General features: G+C 57.7%; 22 protein-coding genes. 15 read left to right on the top strand and 7 right to left on the bottom strand.

The features are described 5' to 3' along the window. From thiC to BOW53_RS01410, 4 genes are all read left to right on the top strand, one after another. The gene (gene thiC / locus BOW53_RS01425) at positions 1-1,893 is read left to right on the top strand and encodes a phosphomethylpyrimidine synthase ThiC (RefSeq protein ID WP_078485741.1); all 1,893 of its coding nucleotides are present in this window, start codon (positions 1-3) and stop codon (positions 1,891-1,893) included. Positions 1,894-1,996: 103 nt separating this feature from the next. Beyond that, positions 1,997-2,443, top strand: a complete 447-nt coding sequence (locus tag BOW53_RS13460) for a transporter substrate-binding domain-containing protein (protein WP_078485740.1) — start codon at positions 1,997-1,999, stop codon at positions 2,441-2,443. After that, a complete protein-coding gene (locus BOW53_RS13455; protein WP_078485739.1) occupies positions 2,440-2,898 on the top strand; it encodes a type 2 periplasmic-binding domain-containing protein in 459 nt (152 codons plus the stop codon). The genes BOW53_RS13460 and BOW53_RS13455 overlap by 4 nt, the downstream gene beginning before the upstream one ends. A gap of 15 nt (positions 2,899-2,913) precedes the next feature. After that, positions 2,914-3,588 (top strand): GGDEF domain-containing protein, encoded by a 675-nt coding sequence (locus BOW53_RS01410; protein WP_078485738.1) that lies wholly within the window; start codon positions 2,914-2,916, stop codon positions 3,586-3,588. Here the strand turns inward: BOW53_RS01410 and BOW53_RS01405 are convergent. Then, entirely contained in the window at positions 3,585-4,907 is a 1,323-nt protein-coding gene (locus tag BOW53_RS01405; RefSeq protein WP_078485737.1) for a redoxin domain-containing protein, read from the bottom strand. The two genes, BOW53_RS01410 and BOW53_RS01405, sit on opposite strands and share 4 nt — an antisense overlap. Before the next feature lie 178 nt (positions 4,908-5,085). Here BOW53_RS01405 and cysC point away from each other — a divergent pair, with 178 nt between their 5' ends. Then, positions 5,086-5,718, top strand: a complete 633-nt coding sequence (gene cysC, locus BOW53_RS01400; RefSeq protein ID WP_078485736.1) for an adenylyl-sulfate kinase — start codon at positions 5,086-5,088, stop codon at positions 5,716-5,718. Between the two features lie 12 nt (positions 5,719-5,730). On the opposite strand, the gene BOW53_RS01395 is transcribed toward cysC, so the two are convergent. After that, complete coding sequence (locus tag BOW53_RS01395; protein ID WP_078485735.1) at positions 5,731-6,468, bottom strand: HAD family hydrolase; 738 nt, start codon at positions 6,466-6,468, stop codon at positions 5,731-5,733. 85 nt (positions 6,469-6,553) lie between these two features. On the opposite strand from BOW53_RS01395, the gene cysK reads away from it, so the two are divergent. The 3 genes from cysK to BOW53_RS01380 all read left to right on the top strand — a co-directional run bounded on the left by cysK (position 6,554) and on the right by BOW53_RS01380 (position 8,665). Then, positions 6,554-7,465, top strand: a complete 912-nt coding sequence (cysK, locus tag BOW53_RS01390) for a cysteine synthase A (RefSeq protein WP_078485734.1) — start codon at positions 6,554-6,556, stop codon at positions 7,463-7,465. Positions 7,466-7,817: 352 nt separating this feature from the next. Further along, positions 7,818-8,231, top strand: coding sequence for an alternative ribosome rescue aminoacyl-tRNA hydrolase ArfB (gene arfB, locus BOW53_RS01385; RefSeq protein ID WP_078485733.1), 414 nt, complete (start codon positions 7,818-7,820; stop codon positions 8,229-8,231). Next, positions 8,231-8,665, top strand: a complete 435-nt coding sequence (locus BOW53_RS01380; RefSeq protein WP_078485732.1) for a DUF4124 domain-containing protein — start codon at positions 8,231-8,233, stop codon at positions 8,663-8,665. Before arfB ends, BOW53_RS01380 begins: the two co-directional genes overlap by 1 nt. Positions 8,666-8,682: 17 nt before the next feature. Here BOW53_RS01380 and BOW53_RS01375 read toward each other — a convergent pair whose 3' ends face one another. The 3 genes from BOW53_RS01375 to uvrA all read right to left on the bottom strand — a co-directional run bounded on the left by BOW53_RS01375 (position 8,683) and on the right by uvrA (position 16,728). Continuing rightward, a complete protein-coding gene (locus BOW53_RS01375) occupies positions 8,683-10,440 on the bottom strand; it encodes a DEAD/DEAH box helicase (protein WP_078485731.1) in 1,758 nt (585 codons plus the stop codon). A 231-nt stretch (positions 10,441-10,671) separates the two neighbouring features. Then, entirely contained in the window at positions 10,672-11,061 is a 390-nt protein-coding gene (locus BOW53_RS01370; protein ID WP_078485730.1) for a hypothetical protein, read from the bottom strand. Positions 11,062-11,196: 135 nt separating this feature from the next. Continuing rightward, positions 11,197-16,728 carry an excinuclease ABC subunit UvrA gene (uvrA, locus tag BOW53_RS01365; RefSeq protein ID WP_078485729.1) on the bottom strand — a complete coding sequence of 1,844 codons (5,532 nt, stop codon included), beginning with the start codon at positions 16,726-16,728 and terminating at the stop codon, positions 11,197-11,199. Positions 16,729-16,886: 158 nt separating this feature from the next. Between uvrA and BOW53_RS01360 the strand changes: the two genes are divergently transcribed. After that, the gene (locus BOW53_RS01360) at positions 16,887-18,248 is read left to right on the top strand and encodes a deoxyguanosinetriphosphate triphosphohydrolase (RefSeq protein ID WP_245831937.1); all 1,362 of its coding nucleotides are present in this window, start codon (positions 16,887-16,889) and stop codon (positions 18,246-18,248) included. 64 nt (positions 18,249-18,312) lie between these two features. On the opposite strand, the gene BOW53_RS01355 is transcribed toward BOW53_RS01360, so the two are convergent. Continuing rightward, positions 18,313-18,705 (bottom strand): hypothetical protein, encoded by a 393-nt coding sequence (locus tag BOW53_RS01355; RefSeq protein ID WP_078485727.1) that lies wholly within the window; start codon positions 18,703-18,705, stop codon positions 18,313-18,315. Positions 18,706-18,721: 16 nt separating this feature from the next. Then, on the bottom strand, positions 18,722-21,595 hold the full coding sequence (gene rapA / locus BOW53_RS01350; protein ID WP_172838724.1) for an RNA polymerase-associated protein RapA: 2,874 nt from the start codon (positions 21,593-21,595) through the stop codon (positions 18,722-18,724). 168 nt (positions 21,596-21,763) lie between these two features. On the opposite strand from rapA, the gene BOW53_RS01345 reads away from it, so the two are divergent. The 6 genes from BOW53_RS01345 to BOW53_RS01320 all read left to right on the top strand — a co-directional run bounded on the left by BOW53_RS01345 (position 21,764) and on the right by BOW53_RS01320 (position 25,157). Further along, on the top strand, positions 21,764-22,285 hold the full coding sequence (locus BOW53_RS01345; RefSeq protein ID WP_172838723.1) for a YqhA family protein: 522 nt from the start codon (positions 21,764-21,766) through the stop codon (positions 22,283-22,285). A gap of 23 nt (positions 22,286-22,308) precedes the next feature. Further along, a complete protein-coding gene (locus BOW53_RS01340; RefSeq protein WP_078485724.1) occupies positions 22,309-22,791 on the top strand; it encodes a GIY-YIG nuclease family protein in 483 nt (160 codons plus the stop codon). A 131-nt stretch (positions 22,792-22,922) separates the two neighbouring features. After that, positions 22,923-23,240, top strand: coding sequence for a c-type cytochrome (locus BOW53_RS01335; RefSeq protein ID WP_078485723.1), 318 nt, complete (start codon positions 22,923-22,925; stop codon positions 23,238-23,240). A 277-nt stretch (positions 23,241-23,517) separates the two neighbouring features. Further along, positions 23,518-24,006, top strand: coding sequence for a hypothetical protein (locus BOW53_RS01330; RefSeq protein ID WP_245831935.1), 489 nt, complete (start codon positions 23,518-23,520; stop codon positions 24,004-24,006). Between the two features lie 18 nt (positions 24,007-24,024). Further along, a complete protein-coding gene (locus tag BOW53_RS01325) occupies positions 24,025-24,618 on the top strand; it encodes an SCO family protein (RefSeq protein ID WP_078485722.1) in 594 nt (197 codons plus the stop codon). Positions 24,619-24,680: 62 nt separating this feature from the next. Further along, positions 24,681-25,157 carry a copper chaperone PCu(A)C gene (locus BOW53_RS01320; RefSeq protein ID WP_078485721.1) on the top strand — a complete coding sequence of 159 codons (477 nt, stop codon included), beginning with the start codon at positions 24,681-24,683 and terminating at the stop codon, positions 25,155-25,157. Positions 25,158-25,222: the final 65 nt, after the last annotated feature.

Here is a 25,222-nt window from a genome sequence, read left to right as displayed (position 1 = left end):
ATGAGTGCCATCCCAGAAGATTTTATCAACAAGACCTCCCGTCTCTCGGAAGAGGTCACCCAGCCCTTTCCCAACTCCCGTAAAATCTACGTGGAGGGATCGCGTCCGGACATTCGTGTGCCGATGCGGGAGATTCAACAATCACCAACCTTGATCAATGATGGCCAGGAGGAGAACCCGCCGGTTGTGGTCTACGACACCTCGGGGCTATTCTCCGACCCGGCAGTTGAGGTTGATCTGCTCAAGGGTATGCCCGATGTGCGCAGCGCATGGATCATGGAGCGGGATGACACTGCCCAGCTGGAAGGCCCCAGTTCCGAATACGGTGCTCAGCGCCAGGGGGACCCTGATCTGGCTCATCTGCGTTTTGAGCATATCCATCGCCCACGCAAGGCGAAACCCGGAAAAAATGTCACCCAGATGCACTACGCACGCCAGGGCATCATTACCCCCGAAATGGAGTACGTTGCAATTCGCGAGAACTGCCGTCTCCAGGAGTTGCGCCAGGATCCCCGCTACTGCAAGCTGCTGCGTCAGCACCCCGGAGAGAGCTTCGGTGCCAACATTCCTGATGAGATAACCCCTGAATTCGTACGTTCAGAGATAGCGGCCGGACGCGCGATCATCCCTGCAAACATCAATCACCCTGAAGTGGAGCCAATGATTATCGGCCGCAACTTCCGGGTGAAGATCAACACCAATATCGGCAACTCCGCGGTCACTTCCTCCATTGCCGAAGAGGTGGAGAAGATGGCCTGGTCCGCCCGCTGGGGCGGAGACACCCTGATGGACCTGTCCACGGGCAAGAACATCCACGAGACACGTGAGTGGATTCTGCGTAACGCTCCCATGCCCATCGGCACCGTACCTATCTACCAGGCGCTGGAGAAGGTCAACGGCAAGGCGGAAGACCTTACCTGGGAAATCATGCGCGACACCCTGATCGAACAGGCCGAGCAGGGCGTGGACTACTTCACGATCCATGCCGGTGTATTGCTGCGCTATGTGCCCCTGACTGCGGAGCGGGTCACCGGTATCGTTTCACGCGGCGGTTCCATACTGGCCAAGTGGTGCCTGGCACACCACCAGGAGAATTTCCTTTACACCCATTTCGAGGAGATCTGCGAGATCATGAAGGCCTATGACGTGGCCTTCTCCCTTGGTGACGGTCTGCGCCCGGGCTCTCTTGCCGACGCCAACGATGCTGCCCAGTTCGGGGAACTGGAGACCCTTGGTGAATTGACCAAAATCGCCTGGGAGCACGATGTCCAGGTGATGATCGAGGGGCCGGGACACGTGCCCATGCAGATGATCAAGGAGAACATGGAGAAAGAGCTGACCGACTGTTTCGAGGCGCCTTTCTACACCCTGGGCCCCATCGTCACAGACTTCGCTCCGGGCTATGACCATATCACCTCCGCCATTGGTGCTGCCCAGATCGGCTGGTACGGCACCTCGATGCTCTGCTACGTAACGCCCAAGGAGCACCTCGGCCTGCCCAACAAGGAGGATGTGCGCGAGGGCATCATCGCCTACAAGATTGCGGCCCAGGCATCGGACCTGGCAAAGGGTTTTCCGGGGGCGCAGCTGCGTGACAACGCCATGTCCAAGGCGCGCTTCGAGTTTCGCTGGGAGGACCAGTTCAACCTGGCGTTCGATCCCCAGCGTGCCCGTGAATATCACGATGAGACCATGCCGGCCCAGGCCCACAAGGTGGCCCACTTCTGTTCCATGTGCGGCCCCAACTTCTGCTCCATGAAGATCACCCAGGAAGTGCGGGATTATGCCGAGCAGAAAGGTATCGGCAACGTGGATGTCGCCGTTGAGGAAGGACTGAAAGAGAAAGCCGAACAGTTCAAGCGTACAGGTGCTGAAATCAACAAGGAGATCTGAGCACCTTTGAGCGCAGGTTCGACACACGAGGCCCGCTGGATTTCCCGGCGGGCTTTTTTGTTTCGGTAGAAAGAATTTGTATGTATTACGCTTAAGATAAAAGATGGGCTATTGGCAATGTTCGTCTGTATGGTCTTTTGGTTTCATGAGAACTACAATAAAAACAATGGATTGCGTTTATATTTCTAAAAGGGAATTCCGGCTCCGGCTCCGGCTCTGGCTGTTGTTTGCGGGGTTGTGCCTGTTCCTGCAATCCCCTCCGGTTTTTGCCGATATCCTCTCCCCTGCTGAGCGCCAGTGGCTTGAAAATGCGCCTGAAATCCGTTTCGCCCCTGCCCCCAATTACCCGCCTGTGGAGTTTTTTGATGAGAACGATATCTATCGCGGCACCACGGCGGATTTTGTGCGCTACATGCGCGAGCAGGTCGGTATCAATCTGAAAATTGTCCAGCTTAAAGACTGGAACCAGGTGATAGAGAAGAGCAAGGCGCGGGAAGTGGATGTTTGGGGGGGGGCGCTGCCTGGACGGAGGAGCGCGCAACCTACATGAATTTTACCGAGCCCTATATCCGGCTCCCGGCGGTCATCATCGTGCGCAAGGAGATCGGTGGTGAGCTGGCGATACCGGACCTTGCAGGGCAGCGCCTGGTAACCATAAAGAACTATGCATCAGAGAAGTACGTGGCAGAGAGCTACCCTGACCTGGAACGAGTCTCTGTACCTGATATCGAGACTGGACTGCGCATGGTTTCGTTTGGGCTTGCTGATGCCATCGTCGCCGCCAATGCCTCGGCTATCTACTACATCGAAAAGGAGGGATTGACCAACCTGCGTGTGGCAGGCGAGTCTGGGTTCGAGTGGCGTCTGCGGTTTGCAGCGCGAAACGACTGGCCGGAGTTGACAGGTATCCTGCCGAAGGGGCTGAACAGTATCAGCGAGGACAAGAAAAGAGAAATCTATCGCCGGTGGATCAGCCTGGGCGGTACCGGTTGGGTCCTGACCTAGGAGTTCATAGCCAAGTTGGCGGTAGTCGTTGCGATCATATTGCTGGTTGGGGTGCTGCTGTGGAACCGGATGTTGCGTCAGCGGGTGGACAGACGCACCCGGGCGCTCAACCAGGAGCTCCAGGAACGTGAGGTTCTGGAGGGTGAATTGCGTCGTCTTGCAACCACAGATGAATTGACCGGTGCATTGAATCGCCGACGGATACTTGAGTTGGCGGCGGAGGAGATGAAGCGGGTCAAGCGGTATGACACCGATTTCTCGATTGCCCTGCTGGATCTCGATCACTTCAAGAAGATCAATGACACCTACGGTCATGCCGTGGGTGACATGGTGTTGAAATCGGTTGTGCGCACCAGTATGGACCAGCTCAGGGATTGTGACCTGCTGGGACGTGTGGGTGGAGAAGAGTTCGTAATTCTGTTGCCTGAATCTGATGAAGGTGCCGCAAGGCAGGCCATGGAGAGAGTGCGGGTAGGAACAGAATCGTTATCGCTGAAGGCGCCCGATCAAAGACATATCTCACTTACAGTAAGCGCAGGTATCTCCAGTTTCGGTGGAGAGGGGGATGGTGTCGAGCGTATGCTGGTGCGGTGCGACAAGGCGCTCTACATGGCCAAGGAGCGTGGGCGTAATCAACTGGTCGTTTGTACCACGGATTGTGAAAATTGGGATGAGTGCGGAAAGCGTTAGCGCTCATCAAGCATGTTTTTCACCAACCGGATAACTTCCGGGGCATCCCACTCCAATCCTCCAAAGTAGGCGTAACGGATCAAACCGCGCTGATCGATGAGAAAAGTGGTGGGAAAAGCCCTGATGTTCCACTGCTGTACCGTGGAGCCCTCAGGGTCCAATAGCACTGGAAACGCCGCCGGGATCTTCTTCAGAAAAGCCTCGACTCTCTCGATACTCTCCCCGACATCAACACTCAGCACAACAGCATTCTTCCCATGCAGCTTCTGCTTCAAGCGGCCCAGGGACGGGGTCTCCTCGACACAGGGCGGACACCAGGTGGCCCAGAAGTTGATCAGTACAATTTTGCCATTGTAATCAGCCAAATCGTATTGTTTGTTTTCGAGGTCTTTCAATGACAGCCTGGGAGGGGTTGGGTCTCCTTCGTAAGGCTGGAGCAAGCCGCTGAATGCGCTTGCATCCCACTCTTTTGAATCCCCGGGTGATTTCTGTTCAACGGGCGTCTTGACTGTTTTATTGAACGCCTTGAGCAGCGGAGTCACTGAGGCCAGGATAGTGGGCAGTTTACCGCTCTGCTCCAGTTCTTTATCGGATGCATTGGTGCGAAGATGAAACCCATCGGAAACATCGCGTATGACCCGGGTGAAGACCGTCGATCCGCCGCTACGCAGCTGATTCAGCATCTCATCGAGATACCATCGCTTGGCGGAGTCCGCAGGCTGTATGAGCAGGATCGGTTGATTGGTCAGGCTGGCAACCTGGAGATACTCAGGGGAGGCTCCCGGCTTGGGTGCCTTGGTCAGCAGGTTTGGGTGAAACAGGATCACGCCGCCCAGGGGTTGTCGTTCAGAAAAAACCTGTTGCCATCGACGTATCGCCATCAGAGAGAGCGCTGCGCCACGGCCAGTGCTCATAACATACAGCCGGCCATTGTCAGGTTGGCTGCGCTGGATAAGCTCTGCCACATCGTCGACTGATATTTCTCGCAGGCTATTACGGCCCGGTGGCAGAAAGTAACCCTCGTGCAGGTCGGCAAGCCAGACATCAAAACCGGTTTCAGCCAGGTCACTGGCCAAAGTCAGTTCCCGGTTGCCACGAAAACCGAACTCAGAGGGTAACCAGAGGATATGGTCCCCCTCGCCCTGATAACGGTCAACCGGTATTTCATTGTCGGATGCGAGGGGGATCGTCAGCTCTTCGCTGTCCGTAGCGTAAGCCGGTAACGCAAGGAGAGAGAAAAGCAGGGCAAAAGGCGCCAGGAGGCGATGGAACTGCGGGTATGGCCCCAGTGACTTTTGGAAAACCCTGTTTTTTTTCATAGGCGTTCGGCTGATTGGTAATTCACCAAAAGTCTATCCGACCCCACTGAAAGGGAATATTATTGAAAACCGCTACTCGGGAAGTATTTTCGGCTGGACAGTGTGCAGGCAACTCCCCTTGAAGGGACTGAACGGATATAATGCCTACTTTCCCGAACACATTTACTGAGAGCAACTAATGGATTCAACTGCGACTAATGTCGTCTGGCATGAGCCTACCGTAACCAGGCAGCGCAGAGCTGAAAAAAATGGGCACAGGAGTGCAATTCTCTGGTTCACCGGCCTCTCTGGTGCCGGAAAGTCAACCATTGCACATGCAGTTGAAGAGAGTCTTTACCAACTCGGTTGCGATACCTATGTATTGGATGGCGACAATGTGCGTCACGGTCTGTGTGGCGACCTGGGGTTTTCGGATGAAGACAGGAACGAAAACATCCGGCGCATCGGGGAAATGGCAAAACTGTTCCTGGATGCAGGTGTGATCACCATATCGGCGTTTATCTCCCCTTTCCGTGCAGACCGGAATCGTGCCCGTGAACTCGTTGCAGAGGGGGATTTTCTCGAGGTTCACTGCCATTGTCCTCTCGAGGTGTGCGAGACCAGGGATCCAAAGGGGCTTTACAAGAAGGCGCGTGCGGGGCTGATCAAGGGGTATACTGGTATCTCTTCCTCCTACGAAGAGCCGGAAAATCCGGAATTGAAACTGGATACCAGCATCATGTCCATTGACCAGTGCGTGGAGTCAGTCATCTCTCTGCTGGCGCAGAGGGGTGTCATCGAGAATGCTGCAGGAGTCCAGTCCACTGGTTGATAGGCGTGGGTTTTATCGCCCAGGGGATTTTATGCCCGGAGGATGCTGGGCACCTGCCAAATCAAGCAGTTCTGACATATTTCGCACCTCTGCATCGGGTGGCGAGTCCATTTGCCACTCTATACCACCCCTGTTCATCCAAATGGCCGTGATCCCGGCGCTTTGTGCGCCTTCAATATCCGTTGTTGGTTCATCTCCCACGTGGACCATTTCACGGGTGCTGACTCCCGAGCGCTGGCATGCGAGTTCGAACATTCGGGGATCGGGTTTTGCCGCGCCAGCCTCCTCTGCGGTCACTGAGAAGTCGAACAGGTGGTCGATGCCCAGTCGCTGGATGCTGGCGTTGCCATTGGTCAAGGCGCCGAGCAGATAGCCCCTTTTTCTCAGGTTCTCGAGTGTTGGTAGCACATCATCAAATAGCGTTATACGGTGCCGGGCCTCGATAAATACCTCAAAGGCCGGCTCTACAAGCGAGTCGTCATAGCCGGTCGTATCCGCAATCTGTCGAAGCAACTCCTTTCTCAGGCGTGTCATGTCGTGGCGAAGATCAGGGCGGGCCTTGGCCAGTGCATGACGCATGGTATGGACGGATTCGTAGTCGTAGGTTTCACCTATCCGCGAGTAGTTGGATGTGAGCCAGTCGAAAACAATCTGTTCTGCCGCCATCAGCACCGGTCGGTTGTCCCACAGGGTATCATCGAGGTCGAAGCTTATGGCGCGTATGTTTTGCTGAATAAATGGATTGCTCATCGTGGCTACAATTTACACGATAGCCTCAAAAAGATCTCCCAAGTGCGTTAAGATCTCGTCCTTACACTCTTTATCTCCCATAGCGATGAAATACGACAACATACTCCAGACAGTCGGTAACACACCGATCATCCGCCTTAATAAAGTGACCGATAGCCTGGCAAGAGAGCTGTGGGTCAAGGTAGAGAGCTTCAATCCAGCCGGCTCGGTCAAGGACCGGCCTGCGCTCAACATGATCGAAGAGGCTGAAAGGCGGGGTCTGATCAAGCCGGGTGATGTGATCATCGAACCCACTTCCGGAAACACCGGCATCGGTATCGCCATGGTGGCAGCAGTCAAAGGCTACCCTGCAGTGATGGTGATGGCCGAGGATATGAGCGACGAGCGTAAAAAGATTCTTCGGGCCTATGGTGCAGAACTGGTGCTGACCCCTGCAGAGAAAGGTACCAAGGGTGCGATCGAAGAGGCAAAGCGACTGGCTGATGAGAAGGGTTGGTTTTTTATCGGACAACACTTCAATCCGGATAATCCAGGTGCACACAAACAGACTGCCCGCGAAATTATCGCTGACTTCGGCGATGATCTGGACGCCATTGTGTGCACTACAGGAACCGGTGGCACCATCAGCGGCCTGGGGCGCAACCTGCGGGAATACAACCCGGATCTCAAGGTGATTGCCACTGAGCCGGCAGACTCGCCGATCCTGACCCAGGGTATTGCGCGCAAGCACAAGATCATGGGCACGGCGCCGGGTTTCATACCCGAAATCCTGGATACCGAAGTGTGGGATGAGGTGGTGCAGATCACCACTGAAGAAGCTTATGAGTCCACGCGTTATCTTGCCCGGGAGGAGGGTATATTCGCCGGAATATCCTCAGGTGCTGCAGTTGCCGGGATGATCAAAGTGGCAAGCCCGGAGTCTTTCCGGGATAAAGTCCTGTTGGCCATTCTGCCAGATACCGGGGAGCGCTATCTCAGTACCGATGTTTGGGATTAAGTTTGCGGATGTCCCAAATACCCCTGCATGCAGCTTAGCTGTCATGCACGCCCATCAAGGTGAAAAATCTTCTTGCCGTGCTAAAGTAAGCTGATAGCCATCGATTCGGGGGGGCGATAACAATGAGCAATACAACAAACAGGTGTCTTGTCTGCGATTAAAGTTCAGACCAGGCACCGTTAGTGGCCATTGAATGCCAGGGTGCCCGGTACTGGATATGCTCCCAGCATCTGCCGATTCTTATACATAAACCAGAACAGTTGGTCGGGAAGCTCCAGGGGATGGAAGACCTCATTCCAATGAAACCGGCCGGTGCCTGAACTTTCGGTCGTCTCTTTCCCTGGCCATTGATGTGCTTCAGATTTCCCAAAAGGTTTCCATTCCAGGTACCGAGATCGAGATTTCTGCTATCCGAGCCCAGGGAGCCGGAGGGCAGAACGTCAACAAGGTCTCATCAGCGGTTCATTTGCGTTTTGATATCACGGCTTCTTCACTGCCCGACTTTTACAAGCATCGGCTCCTTCGCTTGAAAGACAATCGCATTACCAAGGACGGTGTCATCGTGCTCAAGGCTCAGCGGTTTCGTACCCAGGAGAAAAACCGGGAAGATGCGCTGGAGCGATTACGTGATCTTGTCAGAAAGGTGGCGGTGAGTCAGAAGAAGCGGATCCCGACCAAGCCCAGCAAGGCATCGAAAAAGAGGCGCCTGGACAGCAAGACCCGTCACGGACAGCAAAAGGCACTGAGGCGGAAGGTGGATTACTGATGAAGGGTGCCTTGGGGTTCGGCTTCCTGCTTTTACTTGCTTCCAGTTCCGCTACCGCAGAAATCTACAAGTGGGTGGATGAGCATGGCAAAATCCACTTTGGAGACCGTCCGTCTCGGCAACTTGATGTCGAAGAGGTGGAACTGCGACTCAATACCTTCAGTGGCTACCAGGTCACGGACCGGGATGACGATATAGCCACCGGCGGTAAGGTGGTCATCTACAGTACAACCTGGTGCGGTGTCTGCGACAGGGCCAAGGATTACTTCAAGGCCAACAACATCCCTTTTACAGAGTGCGATGTCGAGAAGAGCGAAACGGGGACACGCGACTTCAAGCGTATGAATGGTCGCAGTGTTCCAATCATCCTGGCCGGAAGCAAGCGCATGGATGGTTTCTCCTCTGAAGCGCGTTTCAAATCCATCTACAGGTAACCCGTCTTATGGCAGGTTCACCTGTCAGCTGATTTGCTTTTCTTCCGCTTCGGTTTGTTCTTGGTTTTACCTTTTGTCTTCTTCTTTTTCGTGTTCTTCTTCTGTGACTCGGCTACACGGGATATGTTGAGTTTCTGCCCGCAGACCCAGGTCTTTTTCAGGTCGCTGAAGATATCGTTGGGCATGCCCTCGGGCAGATCCACGAGACTGTAGTCGTCGAAGATCTTGATATGACCGATGTACTGACTCTCAAGGCCAGCCTCGTTGGCGATAGCACCGACGATATTTCCGGGTTTGACTTCGTGGTTGTGCCCCACCTCGATGCGAAACCGTTCCATACCCTCTTCTACAGGATGCTCCTGTACTTTCGGGGATCTTTCCCGCCTCTTCTCTTGTCTCTCATCCTGCGAGCGGTTTTCTTTCTCTCTGCGCCTGGGTTTCTCCGATTTATTGGAAAGCAGCATCGGCTGATCGCCTTGTACGAGCTTGGCCAGTGCAGCGGCGATCTCCAGGGCTGAGATGTTGTGCTCCTGCTGGTACTGCTCCATCAGCTGGTAGAAGAAGCCGAGCTCTTCGGTGGCCAGGGTGTCGGTGATCTGGTCCTTGAAACGGGCGATTCGCTTGTCGTTGATGATCTCGGCCGAGGGGAGTTCCATCAACTCGATCTGCTTGCGGGTCGCTTTCTCGATAGCCCGCAGTAGACGTCGTTCCCGGGGGGCTACGAACAGGATGGCGTCGCCACTGCGTCCAGCGCGGCCGGTACGCCCGATGCGGTGGACGTAGGCCTCGGTGTCGTAGGGGATGTCGTAGTTGATGACATGGCTGATACGCTCCACGTCCAGGCCGCGGGCGGCAACGTCGGTTGCCACCAGGATGTCCAGCTTGCCCGCCTTCAGTTTTTCCACCGTGCGTTCGCGGTCCTTCTGGGCAATGTCACCGTTCAGTGGAGCCGTGGCATAGCCTCTCGCCTGGAGTTTCTCCGCCAGTTCGATGGTGGCGGTCTTGGTGCGCACGAAAGTGATGATGCCGTCGAAGGGCTCAGCTTCCAGGATGCGCGTCAGAGCGTCCAGCTTGTGGAGGCCGCTCACCAGCCAATAGCGTTGGCGGATGGTCTCTGCCGTGGTGGTCTTCACCTTGATGGTGATCTCTTCGGGGTCGTTCAGGTGCTTCTGAGCGATACGCCGGATCACGCTGGGCATGGTGGCGGAGAAGAGGGCGATCTGTCGCTGCTTCGGGGTCTGCTCCAGGATCCACTCCACGTCGTCGATAAATCCCATGCGCAGCATCTCGTCGGCCTCGTCCAGCACCAGGGTGCTGAGACCGTCGAGCTTTAGTGAGCCTTTTCGCATGTGGTCCATGACGCGACCGGGGGTGCCCACCACCACGTGCACGCCCCGCTTGAGTGGACGCAGCTGAACGCGGTAGTCCTGGCCGCCGTAGATCGGCAGTACATGAAATCCTTTCATGTGGGCCGCGTAGCGTTGGAATGCCTCCGCAACCTGGATGGCCAGTTCGCGGGTGGGTGCCAGTACCAGTACCTGGGGTTCTGCCCGGCTGAGATCGATACGGGACAGCAGGGGCAGGGCGAAAGCAGCGGTTTTACCGGTGCCGGTTTGTGCCTGTCCAAGCAGATCACTGCCGCTCAGGATATGCGGAATGGTCTGGGCCTGGATGGGTGAGGGGGTTTCGTAACCCACGTCATCGAGGGCTTTGAGCACAGGCTCAGTTAGCGCCAGGTCGCGAAAACCGGGGGCGGGTGTGTCAGCGGAGGACATTGAACGGGTTCCTTGCGGATAAGCAGGGCCGGGCCCTGATGTAACAGTTCAACCGGGATCTTCAGCGAGATATCGGTTGGAAAATCGGTCTGATCAGTGAGTGAGTATAGGCACCCAGTAGCGCAGGGGAGGGGATACTACAGGTTTTGGTTTGAAAAAGATAGCTAAAACAGGAAATTAGAATACAGGCTCCGGAACCTCCCTGTGCCGGAGCCTGGATTTTGGAGCCGCTTATCGTCTCGGGGGCTGCTGGCGCTTTATACCCGCTGCTTCCATGCAGCTGCTCATCTGCGCATTGTTGCTGCTGGATTCAAGACAGCCTTTCGCAGCCGTGGTGTTTTTGATCGACTGGCTGAGGTCGGCGAGGATCCGCTCTTTCAGCTCGGCGCTCCACTTCATCCTGGGAGACTGGGTATTGTGCTCGGGTACATTGGCAGGGCCTGCTGCACCACCCATCATCTTCTTCTGGAATGCCATCATGATGTCTACGCAGCCGTTGAGATCCTCGGAGTTCTTGCTGGCGTTGACGCAGGATTTTATCTTCTCCAGGTTTGGCAATGATGCGGTTATCGCCGGCAGTATCTTCGCTTTCATTTGGGCAAAGGTGTGAGGGTCCTGCATCGGATTCTGGTTCTGTTGGGGGGCATGGCGATAACGGGGGCCAGAAGGAGTGCGGCGGTAATCAACTTCATCAATCTATCTCTCCGGGTGGTGGTATTTGTGTTCAGTCTACAGACAGGCCGGCCAATGACAAGTTCATTGGCCGGATAGGAATTCTGCCAACGCCTTGCCGGTCTGGGAGCGCTTGGTGGCGCGGGCGATCTTCTCCGGCCTGCCTTCGGCGACGACTTCGCCACCGGCAGCACCTCCCTCGGGGCCCATATCGATAATCCAGTCCGCCTCGGCAATCACGTCCAGGTTGTGCTCGATCACCACCACCGAGTGGCCGCTCTCAACAAGACGGTGGAGTACGCGTATCAGTTTCACCACGTCAGCCATGTGCAATCCAACGGTGGGTTCATCCAATACATAGAGCGTGGGGGCGGGTTTGCGTCGCAGGCTGGGTTTGGCCTTGGCCAGTTCAGTAACCAGCTTGATGCGCTGAGCCTCTCCGCCGGAGAGGGTGGGGCTCTGCTGGCCAAAGGTGATGTAGCCCAGGCCCACATCCTGCAGCAGGGTCAGGGCATGGTGAATGGCGGGATGTGCCTCGAAATGCTCGACCGCTTCGTCCGCGCTCATGTTGAGCACATCGCCGATGCTCTTGCCCTTGTAGTGGATGGAGAGGGTCTCAGGATTGAAGCGCTTGCCGCCACAGGCGTCGCAGACCATTTTCACATTGGGCAGGAAGCTCATCTCCACTTTTTTGACACCCTGTCCATCGCAGGCGTCGCAACGTCCATGCTTGGTGTTGAAGGAGAAGCGCCCGGCATCCCAGCCGTGAATGCGCGCCTCACCAGTTGCGGCGAACAGCTTGCGGATCTGGTCCCAGAAGCCGATGTAGGTGGCAGGGCAGGAGCGCGGCGTCTTGCCTATGGGGGTCTGGTCAACCTCAAATATTCGCTCCAGCTGTTCACCGCCTTTAAGGGCGCTGCACCCCTGTAGTCTTGCCTTGCCTTTTTTTCCCTTGGTCCGTTTCTGCTCGAGAAGGTGTTTGAGATTGGATGCGAGCACTTCGCGGATCAGGGTACTTTTACCTGAGCCGGAGACGCCGGTGACACAGACCAGGCGGTTCAACGGAATTCGGATATCGAGATTGTCCAGGTTGTTCAGCTGGGCCTTTTTGACCTCAAGGTAGTGCTCAGCCTTGACCGGGCGCCTGGGCATCAGCGGATGTTGCAGTGGCTCGGCGAGGAATTTGCCGGTAAGGGATTCAGGGTTCTCCATCAAGTTGTCTATGCTGCCCTCTGCGACTACGCGACCTCCTTGCACCCCGGCGCTGGGACCGATGTCCACCAGGTGCTCGGCCCGGCGTATGGTCTCCTCGTCGTGCTCAACCACCACCACGGTATTGCCCTTGCCCTCCAGCTTGCCCAGGGTGTCCAGCAGCATCCTGTTGTCTCTCGGGTGCAGGCCGATGGTGGGTTCGTCCAGGATGTAGCAGACGCCCTGCAGATTGGAGCCCAGCTGTGCAGCCAGGCGTATGCGCTGGGCTTCGCCACCTGAGAGGGTGGGAGCGGCGCGCTCCAGGGTGAGATAGCCCAAGCCCACCTCCCGAAGAAAATCGAGGCGGTTACGTATCTCGCTCAGCAGGTCGCGCCCGATAGCCAGTTCCCTGCCGGAGAGCTGGAGTTGGTTGAACACCTCTGCAGCCTCGTCAACGCTGCAGGCGGCATAGTCGGTAATCGACCAGTCCTGGAAGAAGATGGCCAGGGCCTCGGGGCGCAGGCGGGTCCCTTCACAGGTGGGGCAGACCTCTGTCTCCTCCTCGACGGTGAGCCATTGATCCTCTTCGCCGCTCTGTTCCGGATCGAAATCCACCAGTACCGCACCTGTGCCGTAACAGTCCGGACACCAGCCGTGCTTGGAGTTGTAGGAGAAGAGGCGGGGGTCCGGCTCCTCGAAGCCGGTGCCGCAGTCTGGGCAGGTGCGTTGCGTGGAGTAGCTGCGCTCCTCGCCGCTCCAGCCCTCTCCACTCCCCGAGGGGGTCTCTGTGTCGAGACTGATGATACGCACCACCCCCTTGCCGTGGTTGAGGGCACTGTCCAGCAGTGCCTGCAGTTCATCCTCCGTCCTGGGGCTGACATCGATCTCCCCTATGGGCAGGTCGATGTTGTGTTCGCGATAGCGATCCAGTGCGGGCCAGTCGTGGGTGGGGGCAGGTTCGCCATCCACCCGCAGGAAGGCGTAACCCTTGCGGTCCGCCCACTTTGCCTGGTCGTTGTAGATGCCCTTTCGGTGGACGATCAATGGTGCCATCACTGCAATGCGCTGGTTGCGGTAGCTGCGCAGGACGTGGGCGAAGATCTCTTCCCTGCTCTGGGGCTGGATGGGTACCTGGCAGTCGGGGCAGTACTGGATGCCGAGCTTTACGAACAGCAGGCGCAGGAAGTGGTAGATCTCGGTCATGGTGGCCACGGTGCTCTTGTGGCCGCCCCGGCTGATGCGCTGTTCAATGGCCACGGTGGGGGGTATGCCGAAGATGGCGTCCACGTCCGGTCGCGAGGCGGGCTGCACGAACTGGCGTGCATAGGCGTTGAGGGATTCCAGGTAGCGCCGCTGGCCCTCGTTGAACAGGATGTCGAATGCAATGGTGCTCTTGCCGCTGCCTGAGACGCCGGTGATCACGGTGAACTTGTTACGGGGTATCTCGATGTTGATGTTGCGCAGATTGTGTTCCCGGGCGTGGCGGATTTCGATGGTGTTGCTTGCCTTTGCAATTGAGCGCCCAGAGGGTAAGGTGTCGACCGACTGTTTTATCGCCGCCATGCTCTCTGCGTATTCGCGCAACGCTTTGCCGGTGTGGCTCAGGGAGTGGATGGTCACCTCCATCGGAGTGCCTTCACAGATGATCTCGCCACCGCCATCGCCCCCTTCAGGACCCAGGTCGATAATCCAGTCGGCTGCACGGATCACGTCCAGGTTGTGCTCGATCACCAACAGGCTGTGTCCCCGCACCAGCAGACGATGGAACGCCTGCAGCAGGGTGGCGATGTCGTCGAAGTGCAGCCCGGTGGTGGGTTCGTCCAGCAGGAACAGGATGGGACCCTTGCGCTGCTTGCCGCCCTTGGCCTTGGCCAGGTAGCCGGCCAGCTTCAAACGCTGGGCTTCACCACCGGAGAGGGTAGGTACGGGCTGACCGAGTCTGAGATAGCTCAGTCCGACCGCCTCCAGGGGTTCGAGGGCGCGGCGCACCTCGGTATTGCCGCTGAAGAATGTAAGGGCCTCGGTTACGGTCATGCCCAGCACATCGGCAACGGACTTGTCCTCGATCCGGGCCTCCAGTACCTCCCCGCGATAGCGGCTGCCGTTGCAGTCGGGACAGCGCAGGTAGACATCACTGAGAAACTGCATCTCCACGTGCTCGAAACCGGAACCGGAGCAGGTGGGGCAGCGGCCGTTGCCCGAGTTGAAACTGAAGGTGCCCGCAGTGTAGCCGCGCTCTTTGGCCAGCGGGGTCTTGGCAAACAGTTTACGGATGGCGTCCAGGCCGCCCACGTAGCTGGCCGGGTTGGAGCGGGAGGTTTTGCCGATGGGGGACTGGTCCAGTATCACCACCTCCTGGACATGTTCATGCCCCAGGATAGTGTCGTGGGCTCCGGCAGGCTCCTTCGGGCTGCCTTTGAGCTTGGCAAGTGCGTTGTACAGGGTGTCGTTGATCAGTGTGCTCTTGCCCGATCCCGATACGCCGGTGATGCAGACCAGCCGGTTGAGAGGAATGCGCACATCGATGCCCTTGAGATTGTGCTCGGTGGCGTTGATCACCTCGATGTAGTCGTTCTCATCGTCGGGAATATCCGCTTCCTGTTGGGGCGATACCTGTTTGCGACCACCCAGGTAGTCGGCGGTAAGGGAGTGCTCACTCTTTACCAACTCCGGTGGTGTGCCGAAAAAAGTGATCTGGCCACCCTTCTCCCCGGGGCCGGGTCCTATATCCAGGATGCGGTCAGCCGCCAGCATGATCTGCGGATCGTGCTCCACCACCAGCAGGGAGTTGCCCGAATCCCGCAGTCGCCGGAGCACGCCGTTGATGCGGTCGATATCCCGGGGGTGGAGGCCGATGCTCGGTTCGTCCAACACGAACAGGGTGTTGACCAGGGAAGTGCCAAGGGCCGTGGTGAGATTGATGCGCTGGACCTCGCCGCCGGAGAGAGTACGTGACTGGCGGTCCAGGGTGAGGTAGCCCAGACCAACCTCGCAGAGGTAGCTGAGCCGGGCCGTGATCTCCTCCATCAACAGGTCACTAGCCTCGCCCAGGTCCGGGGGCAGTGCAATCTCTTGGCAGAAGGCCATGAGTTTCGACAGGGGGAGGCACATGAGGTCGTGGATATTGAGGCCGGGCAGGCGCTCCCAGGTCTCCCGGAGCATGCCGATGCTGTTCTGGCGAAAACGCCTGCCGGGATCGAGCGCCCTGTCGGCGTCCTCGAGACTGCCCACACGGTAGTCGAGGGAGGGATCCTTCAGACGCGCACCGCCGCAGGTGGCGCAGCTGTCGTAGGCACGGTACTTGGAGAGCAGCACCCGGATGTGCATCTTGTAGCTCTTGGTCTCCAGGAAGTCGAAGAAACGCTGCACGCCGTACCAGCGCCCGCTGCCGTCCCATTCACCTTCGCCCTCGATGACCCAGCGGCGCTGCTCTTCGCTCAATTCATTCCAGGGTAGATCGACCGGCACGCCGTGCCGTGCCGCGGCTGCCATCAGGTCCTCCTGGCACTTCTGGGCACGCCCTGTCTGAAAAGGCTTGATGGCGCCCTCCACCAGGCTTTTATGTTCATCGGGAATCACTAGGTCGTAGTCGACGCCCATGGTGCGCCCGAACCCGCGGCAGCTGTCGCAGGCGCCCAGGGGTGAGTTGAAAGAGAAGTGGTTGGGCAGCGGGTCCTGGTAGTGGATGTCGCAGTCGGGGCAGTGCAGGTCTTCGGAGAAGTTCAGCGCAGGGCCCGGATTGCGTTCCTCGTCCAGGGGGTAGATGGCGATGAACCCCTGGCCTTTCTCCAGGGCGCTCTCCAGGGATTCTGTGAGACGGTCCCGACGCTCCTCGCCTATCCGCACGCGGTCCTGCACCACCTCCAGGCGTTCAGGACTCTCGCTGTGGATGCGGGTGTAGCCCTGCTGGGCCAGCAGCGCCTTGATCTCTTCCGTCGTGAAGTTATGGGGTACCTTGATGGGGAAGGTGATGATGCCGCGGGTTCCTTCATGAGATTCGATCAATTGGTCGGCGATGCTCTGGGGGGTGTCCCTGGTCACTTCGCGGCCGCAGCCGCGGCAGAAGAGACGGGAGGCCCGGGCGAACAGCAGCTTGATGTGATCGTTGAGCTCCGTCATGGTGCCCACGGTGGAGCGGGAGGTGCGCACCGGGTTGGTCTGGTCGATGGCGATTGCCGGTGGGATGCCTTCGATGCGGTCCACCCGTGGCCGGTCCATGCGGTCCAGGAACTGGCGGGCGTAGGGGGAGAAGGTCTCGACGTAGCGGCGCTGTCCCTCGGCGTAGACCGTATCGAAGGCGAGGGAGGATTTGCCGGAACCGCTCACCCCGGTGACCACGATCAACTCTCCGAGGGGCAGTTCCATGTCCAGGTTTTTCAGATTGTTCTGATGGGCGTTCTTTATGCGGATTACGTCGTTGGACATCGGGATCTTTGTATAGATTTCAAAACTGGACCAAACGATCCATTCTCCGTGTCTCTGCCGGCATGATCAAGGGGTGGTTTCAGAGGTTATGTTCCGTGGACATGGTTCCTGCGTCAGTGGAGAATGGCAGCTGAATTCAAAGCCGGATACACACAACGATGTCGATGCAGTGGTCAAAGCTTCTCTCACGCAAGCGGATCGGTTCGAGCCAGGAGCCGAGTACCTCCACGGTGCGTACCGACTTTCAGCGCGACTTCGATCGCATCGTCTTCTCCTCCGCCTTCCGGAGAATGCAGGACAAGACCCAGGTCTTCCCTCTCTCCCGGGTAGACTATATCCGCACCCGTCTCACCCATAGCCTGGAAGCCTCCAGTATCGGCCGCTCCCTGGGCACCCTGGTGGGGGAGCAGATCATCAAGCATCACGGCCTGGAGCAGAACGAGGCGTCTGATTTCGGTGACATCTGTGCAGCGGCCTGCCTGGCCCATGATATCGGCAATCCCCCCTTCGGCCATTCCGGTGAGGACGCCATCCGGCACTGGGCCCAGACTGCCAAGTACGGTGAACCCCGGGTGGCCGTGCTCAGTGACAGTGAGAAGGAAGATTTCCTGAATTTCGAAGGTAACGCCCAGGGTTTTCGTATCCTTACCCGGCTGCAGAACCCCGACAACCCCGGCGGGCTGCAGCTCACCTGCGCCACGCTGGCCGCTTTTACCAAGTACCCCCGGGAGTCCTTCCTCGGCGGCAGTAATTTTGGCGGTGTCAGTGCCAAGAAACAGGGCTTCGTGGCAGAGGACCGGGAGCGTTTCACCGAGGTGGCCAACGAGGTGGGATTGATCCGCCGCGATCCGAGCCGCGCCATCTGGTTCCGTCATCCGCTGGCCTTCCTGGTGGAAGCGGCGGATGACATCAGCTACCGGGTGATTGATATCGAGGACGGTTTCCGACTCGGCTACTTTACCCTGGACGAGGTAATGGACCTTTTCTGGCCCATCCTGCCGGACCGGGCCAAGCAGGAGCAGCGGCTCAACAGAATCTCTGATGACAAGGGCAGGGTGGAGTTTCTGCGGGCCAAGGTGATCAACGAGGCGATCGGCCAGGCGATGAGCTGTTTCCTGGATCACGAAGAAGAGATCATGACGGGTAAGTTCGATGCGCCGTTGCTTTCCCAGGTGCCGGCAACGGAATCCATGGGTCGTCTCATCTCGGTGGCCAAGGACCGAATCTATAATGCCCAGGAGGTGGTGGGTATCCAGACCGCCGGCTTCCAGGTGATAGGGGAACTGTTGGAGCGTTTCAGTGAGACCCTCGACGACATCGCCATGCACGGTGACAAGGCGTTAGCCAGGAGCCGCATGACATCCCACCTCATCTCCAAGCAGTTTGTGGGGCCGGACAATGTCCCGTCACAGAATCTCTATACCCGCCTGCTGCGGCTGACCGACTACGTGGCCGGGATGACCGATACCTACGCGGTGTCACTCTACAAGAAGATGACCGGTATCTCCCTGCCGAGTTAGTAATCAGAGACTTGTGGGAGCGGCGACTCGCCGCGAAAAGGAGTTTGCTACAGAGGTGGTTCAATTAACTGCAGCAATCGGGCCGGGGCGGCCCTCCCACAATGTTGAGGCCAATATCTAGGCTAGTCCCAGCTTCCTCATAATCTTCATTCTGGCCTCTTCCAGTCGCTCTGTGGCTGTCGGGTCTAGCTGCTTCATTTCGGCAGATGATCTGCAGGCACTCGGCATGGTAGTCATTGACGGCGATGCTGGCCCGCTCCCGGCTCAGTTCAACGGTGGCCGACTGAATAGGTGCTTCCGCTTCGGTGTCGCCTTCAAGGGGTTTCACCGCGGCGGCGCGCATCATCATTTTTGATTTGGCTGTTTCGCTCTCAACGACGGTCATCGGGCCGCTCTTGCTATAGCGTTTTCCCTGGAATTCGAATGTGGCGCCTATGGGCAGTTGGTGAAATTTCATTTTCCTGTCGTCCTGCCTAGAGGCTGACGATAAGCCTGAGTGCGTCGAGGCGCATGCGCGATGCCTTGAGGTGAGCGTCCAGCAGCTCTTGCTGATATACCAGCATGGTCACCTCTTCGTCGCGGATATTGGGGTTCACTTTCTGCAGTGACTCCAGGCGCTCCCGTTCGTGGTCGAAATGGTGACTGGTCTGTGCCAGGGCCTCTTCCACGGCCCGTTGCTGGAGCGGTTCTGCCTGCTCTTCACCCCGCTTGACCATCGCAGTGATATGGTCCCGCAGTGCGGTGATGATCTTGAGTATCGTTCCTTTCTCCAGGGGTACCAGCGCCCCGTTTATCTCGGTGTGGTTGAGTCGGTCGCTGATTGGGTTGAGCTGCTGGTCGATCAGCAGTCTCGTTACCGTGTTTTCCAGGAAGCGGCCGGCCTGGAGTTTTTTCGGCGCCGGGCACTCCAGGGTGTAGAGCATCTCCAGGAGCAGGGTGCCTGCCTTGAGGTGCGGGTGCTTGATGGCGACGACGCAGCTGTTGCCCAATTCCATGTCTGTCACCATCTCCATGGTGCCACGCATCAGGGGGTGCTCCCAGGTGAGGAAGTGGCGGTCTTCGTGGCTTAGGGCAATGCGGCGCTGGAAAGTGCATGTCATGCCGTCCTGCGGTAGCGCCGGCAGGCTATCGGTGACCATGTGTGTGCCGGGTTTCAGGATTAGGCTGCCGGCGGAGTGCTCTTCGCTCTCTACGCCGATGAGGGCGAATAGATGATGCGCATAAGCCTGCAGTGCAAGGGGGTTTTCAGCTTCCTCTATGTGTTGCTTGATTTCCTCGGCCTCCTGCTCGCGGCAGGAGTTGATCTCCAGCAGGTGGTCCCGTCCCTTTTTCAGATGCTCGTCGGCTTCTTCTCTCAGGATCCGGGTGGTGTTGATGAGGGGTTCGATCTGTTCCGGGTCGGTCTCCGACTCTTCCAGTGCCTGGATCAGCGCCGGCTTTAATTGGCTGAAGACGGCGTGCCCGCTGGGGCTTGTATGTTCAAAGGCGTTCAGGCCTTCGTGATACCAGCGCAGCAGTACTGCCTGGGAGGTCTCTTCGAAATAGGGGACGTGGATCTGTATGGTCTCCCGCTGCCCGATGCGGTCGAGACGCCCGATGCGTTGCTCCAGCAGGTCCGGGTTCAGGGGCAGGTCGAACATGATCAGATGGTGGGCAAACTGGAAGTTGCGCCCCTCGCTTCCGATCTCGGAGCAGATCAGCAACTGGCACCCCTCTTCGGGGTCGGCGAACCAGGCCGCGGTGCGGTCACGCTCCATGATGCTCATCCCCTCGTGGAACAGTCCGGCGTTGATCCCCTCGAGGGTCTTGAGCGCTTCACCTATCTCCATGGCGGTCTCTGCGCTGGAGCAGATCATCAGCACCTTGGCACCATCAAGGCGGCCGAGCAGGGTGATGAGCCAGGCTATGCGGGGATCAAAACGCCACCAGGGGGTTCCCGCATGCGCCCGGTAGAGCAGCTCCGGTGTAAGGGCTGCCGCCGCATCGGGCTGATCGCTCTCCAGGGCTGCGGCGTATTGGTCGGGCAGTGGCAGGGGGTGTCTGTGGAGTTCCCTGCCAGGGAAGCCCTTGATGCGTGAACGGGTGTTCCTGAACAGAATGCGGCTGGTGCCGTGGCGGTCCAGCAGCATGTCGATCAGTTCGTTTCGCTCCAGCTCGTGCGCAGAAGTGTCATTCCAGCGGGAGATGAGTTCGTGACTCTCTGTCTCGTGGAGCTTTTCGAGCAGTACGGACGCGGCATCCTTATCCAGCGTCTTGCCTTCCAGCAGCAGGTCCACCACCTCTGCAATGGGTTCGTACTGTGCCTCCTCCTGTTGGAATATCTCGAGGGAATGGAAACGGTCGGGGTCCAGCAGACGCAGGCGTGCGAAATGACCGGCACTGCCCAGCTGTTCCGGGGTGGCCGTGAGCAGCAGCAGGCCGGGTGACACGGTGGATAGCGCCTCCACCAGCAGATACTCCTCGCTGGCATCCTTTTCGCTCCACTCCAGGTGGTGGGCCTCGTCGACGATGACCAGGTCCCACTCCCCGGTGACCAGTTGCTTCTGCCGCTCATAGTTGCCCTTGAACAGGGTGGGGCTGCAGAGCACCAGTTGCTCTGCAGAGAAGGGTTTGTCTCCCTCTCCCGAGGCCTCGATGGCCTGGCAGCGTTCTTCGTCGAAGATGCTGAAATGCAGGTTGAACTTGCGCAGCAGTTCCACCAGCCACTGGTGCAGAAGGGGCTCCGGTACCATGATCAACACCCGGGATGCCTGCCCCGTCAGCAGTTGTTGATGCAGAATCAGGCAGGCTTCGATGGTTTTTCCCAGGCCCACCTCGTCTGCCAACAGCACCCGGGGAGCCGCTCTGCGGCTCACTTCGTGGGCGATATAGAGCTGGTGCAGCAGCAGTTCCGTGCGCGCACCGCCCAGGCCCAGCAGGTGGGAGCGATCCAGGCGCTGCAGCTGCTGGTGGGTCTGCAGCCGCAGCTCGAACCAGCGGCTGTCGTCCAGCTGTCCAGAGAGCAGTCGTTCCTGGGGTCGGCTCAGTTGCAGGGTGTTGCTCAGTTCACCCTCGGGGCAGTGGTGCTCCAGCCCTTCACTGCTGGTGCCCAGGTAGTGGATCAGTCCCCCGCGCTCCTCTACCTGTTCTACCCTCAGGCGATGGCCGTCCCGGGTTTCGATCCAGTCTCCTGGTGAAAAGCGCACCCGGGTCAACGGGGCGTTGTCCACGGCGTAGATGCGCTGCTCCCCGCTGGCGGGGAAAGCAAGGGCCACCCGGCGTCCCTCGGAGCGGAGTACGCTTCCCAGGCCGAGATCGGACTCGGTATTGCTGATCCAGCGCTGGCCGGGGATGAACTGTTCGGGCATAACGGGCTCTCGTGTGGAAGGGGTGTGCATGATACACAAACCGGCGCTAAGTCGCATGTGCCGGGGGTGCACATTGTTATGATTACAGTGTATTTTAGCCCCTCAATCTGCACCGGGCTTGCCGGTTGTGTGGGCAGATCCCAGAGATCATATTGAAGAGGAAGCCTGATGGAGCGTTTTTTCGAAAGTTTTTTGTGGAATAGCCGGTTGATTGTGCTCAGCGGCGTGATCGCCAGCCTGATCGGCGCCGTTGCACTGTTCTACATGGCGTCGGTGGATGCCTTCTACATGGTGAGCCACCTCACCCACTACGCCTCTCCCGACCTGGATATGCAGGCGCGGGCTGCATTGCGCGGGGAGACAGTGACCCACGTGGTGGAGATAGTGGACGGCTACCTGCTGGCTACCTTCTTGCTGATTTTTGCACTGGGCTTGTATGAACTCTTCATCAGCAAGATCGACCTCGCCGAAGGGGCTGAGAATGCCTCACAGGTCTTGATGATCCACAGCCTGGATGGTCTCAAGGAGCGCCTGGCCAAGGTGGTGTTGATGATACTGGTGGTACGCTACTTCGAATACGCCCTCAGTATGGATTTCCAGTCCCCCCTGGAACTGCTGATGTTCGCTGGGGGTATCGCCCTGCTGGGTGCAGCGCTCTACCTGTCGCACCTGGGCGACAAATCTCACTAGTGCTCTTCCGCAGGCCCTGAGGCGTGACTTCCAGGTTCGTCCCGGATTCCCGTTCCGGTACCTATGTGCTGGTGCTTTACCTTGATGACACCAGAACCATCGAGGCGGGGAGCATGGGGCCGCTCGTACTGGAGGCGGGGTGGTACACCTATGTAGGCAGTGCTTTCGGGCCAGGTGGGGTGGCAGCCCGCTGTCGCCATCACAGGAAGGAGTCCCTGCGCCCCCATTGGCACGTGGATTACCTGAGGGCGGTGACCGAGCTTAGGGAGATCTGGTTCAGTCATGATCCCGGGCGCCGGGAGCACCAGTGGGCAGGATTGCTATCGGGCTCCAGGGGCGCGCGCCAACCCTATGCGGGATTCGGCTCCAGCGACTGCAGTTGTGTCAGCCACCTGTTCCGTTTTACCCGTCGACCCTCCTTCAATGGGTTTCGCCGGCGGCTGCGAAGCGCGTTGCCGGGGCATGGCATTATTCGGCAGGAACTTATTCACAGTAACGCTACATGATATGGGGTTATTGACAGAAATCATTGGGGAATTCATGAATTCTGGTGGTATTATCAAATTCTTATACTTTTGATCGCAGGGCTTTAAGGCCTTGCCTGGTTTTTATATCAACCTTAATTAGAGGTCCTATTATGAAACTGAAAGCAACTGCTCTGGTTGCAGGCGCCGCCCTGCTCTCCATGGGTCTGGTTGGTACCGTCGCTGCTGACGGCGCTGCCCTTTACAAGGCCAAGGCCTGCTTTACCTGCCACGGTGCGGACGCCAAGACCCCCATTATGCCCGTATATCCCAAGCTGGCCGGCCAGAACGCTGACTACGCTTACAACCAGATGATGGACATCAAAAGCGGCAAGCGCGCCAACGGCCAGTCTGCTGCTATGAAGGGCATCATGGCCACTGTCACCGAAGCTGACGCTCGCGCGATCGCTGATTGGCTCGCCACTCAATAAGTCGACGTGACCGGCCATGGCCGGTACGCAATTTGAAAAGAGCACAGTCCTTTGGTCTGTGCTCTTTTTCGTTTTGGCGGTGGATGACGCATGAAATTGTGTGAAATCCCCTACTTTTTCCTAAACTCTCCCGGTTAGTGATACGATCATCTGCAAACTGATTGATATTCGGTTATTGATAAAAGCTAATGCACACTGTCAGAAGAGCTGAGACTATTCGTTTCGATAGAAAGGTACGGCAGGGTCTGTAGGCAGGCCCTGATGGTAGAGGAAGTCTGTGAAAGGTTCGAATACAACACTACGGCTGATCGTCGGTGTGCTGTTTCTCGCACTCGGTGGTGTTGCAGTATTCAAGGCGTGGCCACTGCTTTTTCCCAAGGCGGCAGTGACGGCCCCGGTGGACCCGGCGTGTGATCTGCGTGCCGGGCCGTGTACAACCAAAATGCCGGGTGGTGGAAAGGTCAGTTTCGGTATCGAACCAAGGACTATCCCCCTGGTAAAGCCTTTGGATCTCAAGGTGACCCTGGAGGGCATCGATGCATCTGCCGTTGAGATCGACTTCAGCGGCGTGGATATGAATATGGGTTTCAACAGGCCAAAGCTCAGTAAAGCGTCAAAAGGCGAATTCGCAGGTGGTGGCACCCTGCCGGTCTGCGTTCGGGAGGCGATGGAGTGGGAGGCGAAGGTGATGCTGCACACCGATAGAGGTCTTGTAACCGCACCCTACCGTTTTGTTACGGTCAAACCCGGTGTCTCTCTGCAGTAGAAGTGTGAAGTCAGCGTGATGAAGAAACCCCTGTTACTTTTGTTGATCGCTCTGTTGGCAGCCGCCCTGGTGTGGGTCGTATTTTTTTGGAGCCCCGAAACACCTGAACCCGCTGTCGGTTCGGAGCAGCCAAAAGGCGGGGACTTCGTGTTTCAGTCTAATGCTGGTCCGGTTGCTCTGAAAGATCTTCGGGGCAAGGCGGTAGTCCTCTACTTTGGCTATACCTGGTGCCCGGATATTTGTCCCACCAGTCTCGGTTTTTTGGCGGCGGCCCTGAACGAATTGAATGAAGAGCAGCTTGCTGATGTTGAGGCCGTATTTGTCAGTGTGGATCCTGATCGGGATACCCTGGACAAACTAAAGACCTATGCCGGTTATTTTCATCACAAGATTACCGGCGCTACCGGCGCCCGGACACAGATCGACCAGGCCGTGAAGCAGTATGGCGCTGCCTATCGCCTGGTGGAACAGGACTCGGCAACCCAGTACCTGGTGGATCACAGTGCTGATCTGTACCTGATCGATAAGCAGGGACAACTCGCTAATACCCTGAGGCACGGCACTCAACCCCAAGAGATCCTTGATGCAATCCTGCAACTGCTGGGCGAGTGAATTTAGAGGCTCCATATTCCAGCACCAATGACTACATATAGAGGTATGAAGGAGAAACAGAGATGAAACTTCGCAACGTACTGCCCGTTCTGGGCATGGTTATGTTCAGCGCTACCCTGATGGCCGGAACCGCTGCAGACAGTGTGACCGTTTCCGACCCCTATGCCCGCGCGGTTCCCCCGGGCCAGCCCAACAGTGCTTCTTTCATGACCATCGTGAACAATTCAGAAAAAGATCACGCACTGGTGAATGCTGAAAGCCCTGTATCAAAGGTTGTTGAACTCCACACCCACCGCATGGAAGAGGGGATGATGAAGATGCGTCGCGTGGAGAAGATCGATCTGCCTGCGGGCCAGACTGTCGCCCTGAAGCCCGGTGGTCTCCATGTCATGTTCATCGGTCTGAAGCAGGACCTGAAGCCTGGTGAGAATGTCGACGTGACCCTGATCTTCGAAGACGGCAGCAAGACCCAGATCCAGGCGCCGGTGAAAAAGCTGCAGATGAAGATGATGAAAAAGGGCATGAAGCACATGCACTGATTGCCATCTTTTGATGACATAAAAAAAAGCCGTTGGGGTCATGCCCCAACGGCTTTTTTATTGGC

Source organism: Solemya velesiana gill symbiont, assembly GCF_002020805.1.
Taxonomy (GTDB): Bacteria; Pseudomonadota; Gammaproteobacteria; order Chromatiales; family Chromatiaceae; genus Sedimenticola_A.
This window is presented reverse-complemented; position numbering and strand designations above follow the sequence as displayed.